The organism is Streptomyces avidinii, assembly GCF_014650695.1.
Taxonomy (GTDB): domain Bacteria; phylum Actinomycetota; class Actinomycetes; order Streptomycetales; family Streptomycetaceae; genus Streptomyces; species Streptomyces avidinii.
In genome coordinates this window covers 1-645 of sequence record NZ_BMVL01000065.1, presented here as the reverse complement: position 1 = coordinate 645, position 645 = coordinate 1, and the positions used below count along the sequence as shown (strand labels likewise).

General features: G+C 70.2%; 1 protein-coding gene. It reads left to right on the top strand.

All coding sequences use genetic code 11. The features are described 5' to 3' along the window. A partial coding sequence (locus IE257_RS37760) for an AMP-binding enzyme (RefSeq protein WP_189974654.1) occupies positions 1-645 on the top strand: 645 nt, incomplete at both ends.

Sequence of the window (645 nt, the reverse complement as noted above, 5' to 3'; positions counted from 1 at the left end):
TGCACAACCTCTACGGTCCGACGGAGGCGTCGGTCGATGTGACGGCTTGGCAGTGCCGTCGGGAGCAGGGCACCGGGACGGTACCGATCGGTGCACCGGTCGCCAACACCCGGGTGTACGTGCTGGACGCGGCCCTCGACCCGGTCCCGGTCGGGGCCGGTGGCGAGCTGTACCTGGCCGGCGTGCAGCTGGCCCGTGGTTACGCCGCCCGCTCGGCGCTCACGGCGGAGCGGTTCGTCGCGAACCCGTTCGAGCCGGGCGCGCGGATGTACCGTACGGGCGACATCGCGCGCTGGACGGCCGACGGTCAGGTGGAGTACCTGGGCCGTACCGACGAGCAGGTCAAGATCCGCGGTTTCCGCATCGAGCCCGGCGAGGTCCAGGCCGTCATCGCGGCCCATCCGCAGGTGGCGCAGGCGGCTGTGGTCGCTCGTGAGGATGTGCCGGGTGACAAGCGTCTGGTTGCCTACGTGGTCGCCGTCGGCGAGGGTTCCGTGCAGGTGGAGGGCGTTCGGGAGTTCGTCGCGGGTCGTCTTCCCGAGTACATGGTTCCGTCGGCGGTCGTCGTTCTGGACGCGCTGCCGTTGTCGGTGAACGGGAAGCTGGATCGTAGGGCTCTGCCGGCGCCGGAGTTTGTGTCGGGTG